The organism is Acidovorax sp. LjRoot204 (assembly GCF_056175785.1).
Genome location: NZ_JBGFFF010000286.1, coordinates 1 through 2,625 on the forward strand (window position 1 = coordinate 1; position 2,625 = coordinate 2,625).

The 2,625-nt window shown below is 63.5% G+C and carries 2 protein-coding genes; both read left to right on the forward strand.

The window, feature by feature from the left end:
• On the forward strand, positions 1–1,046 hold a 1,046-nt coding region (locus AC04MI_RS24520; RefSeq protein WP_476498961.1), incomplete at its 5' end, for a GltB/FmdC/FwdC-like GXGXG domain-containing protein.
• A gap of 47 nt (positions 1,047–1,093) precedes the next feature.
• Positions 1,094–2,572 (forward strand): glutamate synthase subunit beta, encoded by a 1,479-nt coding sequence (locus tag AC04MI_RS24525; RefSeq protein WP_476498962.1) that lies wholly within the window; start codon positions 1,094–1,096, stop codon positions 2,570–2,572.
• Positions 2,573–2,625: the final 53 nt, after the last annotated feature.

A 2,625-nucleotide genomic window follows, 5' to 3' on the forward strand; every position in this document is an offset into this window, starting at 1 on the left:
GCACCGACCTGCTCGACATGCGCMAGGGCMTSGARCACTGGAAGGCACGCGGCCTGGACTTCAGCCGTCTGTTTGCCCAGCCGAACGTGCCCGCCGATGTGCCCCGCTTCCACGTGGACGTGCAGGATCACAACATCGAGCACACACTGGACCGCAAGCTCATCGAGCGCAGCAAGCCTGCCATCGAAAAGGGTGAGCGCGTGCAGTTCATCGAGGTGGCGCRCAACGTSAACCGCTCGGTCGGTGCGATGCTGTCCGGCGCGGTCACCCGTGTGCACCCCGAAGGCTTGCCTGACGACACCATCCGCATCCAGCTGGAAGGCACGGGCGGCCAGTCGTTCGGCGCGTTCCTCACCCGCGGCATCACGCTGTACCTGATCGGCGACGCCAACGACTACACGGGCAAGGGCCTGTCGGGTGGCCGTGTCATCGTGCGCCCCAGCATCGACTTCCGGGGCGAGGCGGTGCGCAACACTATTGTGGGTAACACCGTGATGTATGGCGCTACTACCGGTGAGGCTTTCTTCAGCGGCGTGGCCGGYGARCGYTTTGCSGTGCGYCTSTCGGGTGCCACGGCCGTSGTCGAAGGYACGGGCGACCATGGCTGCGARTACATGACKGGCGGYACGGTKGYGGTGCTCGGCAAGACSGGCCGCAACTTYGCRGCMGGMATGAGCGGCGGCGTRGCSTWYGTSTACGACGARGACGGMCAGTTCGACACACGCTGCAACCTGTCGATGGTGACGCTGGAGYGCATCCTGCCCGCCACCGAGCAGGAAGCCACGGTCCCCCGCTCGATCTGGCACAACGGCCAGACGGACGAGGCCCAGCTAAAGAAGCTGCTGGAAGACCACAACCGCTGGACGGGCAGTAAGCGCGCGCGCGAGCTGCTGGACAACTGGGCCGCATCGCGCAGCAAGTTCGTCAAGGTCTTCCCGACCGAGTACAAGYGTGCGTTGGCTGAAATTTATGAACGAAAAGTGCTGGAGGAGTCCGCTACACCAGCGGTAGCTGCTACCAAAAAAGAAGTGGTTCCCGCCAAGTAAGGCGACGCCACACCCTTCGCACAGCATTCATAGACAAGGACATCGTCATGGGAAAAACTACTGGCTTCATGGAATACGAGCGCATCGAAGAGGGCTACAAGCCCGTGCCCGAGCGCSTSAAGCATTACAAGGAATTTGTCGTCGGGCTCGATGAGACCCAGGCCAAGGTSCAAGGCGCGCGCTGCATGGACTGCGGCACGCCGTTCTGCAACAACGGCTGCCCGGTGAACAACATCATTCCCGACTTCAACGACCTCGTGTACCACGCGGACTGGAAGAGCGCGATCGAGGTGCTGCACAGCACCAACAACTTCCCKGAGTTCACCGGCCGTATCTGCCCCGCACCTTGCGAGGCTGCCTGYGTGCTCAACGTGAACGACGACGCTGTGGGCATCAAGAGCATTGAGCACGCGATCATCGACCGCGCCTGGGCCGAAGGCTGGGTGCMGCCGCGCYCCGCCAAGCACCAGACGGGCAAGAAGGTGGCTGTGGTGGGCTCCGGCCCCGCAGGTCTGGCGGCKGCGCAGCARCTSGCCCGCGCTGGCCACRRCGTCACGCTGTTYGAGAARAACGACCGYRTKGGCGGCCTGCTGCGCTACGGCATCCCCGACTTCAAGATGGAGAAGWCSCAYATCGACCGCCGCGTGAAGCAGCTCGAAGCCGAAGGTGTGGTGATTCGCACCGGCGTATTCGTGGGCACCGCGAAGGACGGCCTGGGCAAGGATTCCAAAGTCACCAACTGGGCCAAGGAAACCGTCACGCCCGAACAGCTGAACAAGGAGTTTGACGCCGTGCTGCTCACCGGTGGCGCCGAGCAGTCGCGCGACCTGCCTGTGCCAGGCCGTGAACTTGACGGCATTCACTTCGCCATGGAATTCCTGCCCCAGCAGAACAAGGTCAACGCGGGCGACAAGCTCAAGGGCCAGATTATGGCGACGGGCAAGCATGTGATTGTGATCGGCGGCGGCGACACGGGCAGCGACTGCGTGGGTACCAGCAATCGCCATGGTGCRGCCAGCGTCACCCAGTTCGAGGTGATGCCCCAGCCCCCTGAAGTGGAAAACCGCCCCCTGACGTGGCCTTACTGGCCACTCAAGCTGCGCACCAGCTCCAGCCATGAAGAAGGTTGCGTGCGCGAGTTCGCGATCTCCACCAAGGAGTTCACGGGCGAAAAGGGCAAGGTCAAGAGCCTGACTACGGTGCAGGTCGAGTTCAAGGACGGCAAGCTGGTCGAGATTCCTGGCACCGAAAAACACTACCAGGCCGATCTGGTGTTGCTGGCCATGGGTTTTGTGAGCCCGGTCGCGCCGGTGCTGGAGGCTTTCGGCGTCGAGAAGGACGCCCGAGGCAATGCCCGCGCCACCACGGACTTTGACGGCGGTTATGCCACCAACGTGCCCAAGGTGTTTGCGGCGGGCGATATCCGCCGGGGTCAGTCACTGGTGGTTTGGGCCATCCGTGAAGGCCGCCAGGCCGCGCGTGCGGTGGACGAGTTCCTGATGGGATATTCGGACCTGCCCCGCTGATCCTGCGGTTTCTCGCACCCTCCAAGCAACGGCGCCTTCGGGCGCCGTTTGTG